Source organism: Streptomyces sp. TRM70350, assembly GCF_019219825.1.
In the GTDB taxonomy this organism is placed as follows: domain Bacteria; phylum Actinomycetota; class Actinomycetes; order Streptomycetales; family Streptomycetaceae; genus Streptomyces.
In genome coordinates this window covers 1-655 of the sequence record NZ_JAHUXH010000116.1, presented here as the reverse complement: position 1 = coordinate 655, position 655 = coordinate 1, and the positions used below count along the sequence as shown (strand labels likewise).

At 70.7% G+C, this 655-nt stretch carries 1 protein-coding gene; it reads left to right on the top strand.

Features of this window, described 5'->3' with window-relative positions; all coding sequences use genetic code 11:
* Positions 1 to 655, top strand: a 655-nt coding sequence (locus KWI83_RS37825) for a beta-ketoacyl synthase N-terminal-like domain-containing protein (protein WP_218518893.1), incomplete at both ends; no start/stop codon positions are given.

The window sequence follows — 655 nt, the reverse complement described above, 5'->3', positions numbered from 1 at the left end:
TTCTCGCGCCAGCGGGGTCTGGCGGCCGATGGCCGCTGCAAGTCCTTCGCGGCGTCGGCGGACGGCACCGGCTGGGGTGAGGGTGTTGGCATGTTGCTGGTCGAGCGGTTGTCGGACGCGCGCAGGAACGGGCACCGGGTGCTGGCCGTGGTTCGTGGTTCGGCGGTGAACCAGGACGGTGCGTCGAATGGTCTGACGGCGCCGAATGGTCCGTCGCAGCAGCGGGTGATCCGGCAGGCGCTGGCGGCTGCGGGTCTGGCGCCGGGTGATGTGGATGCGGTGGAGGCGCATGGTACGGGCACGCGGTTGGGTGATCCGATCGAGGCGCAGGCGTTGCTGGCGACGTACGGCCGGGGGCGGGTGGAGCCGCTCCTGCTCGGTTCGGTGAAGTCCAACATCGGGCACACTCAGGCCGCTGCCGGTGTGGCTGGTGTGATCAAGATGGTGGAGGCGATGCGGCATGGTGTGCTGCCGCGGACGCTGCATGTGGATGAGCCCTCCGCGGAGGTCGACTGGTCCGCCGGTGCGGTGGAGTTGCTGACGGAGGCGCGGGAGTGGAGGCGTGGGGGTCGGCCGCGCCGGGCGGGTGTGTCGTCGTTCGGTGTGTCCGGGACCAACGCGCACGTGGTGCTGGAAGAGGCGCCGGAAGACACGG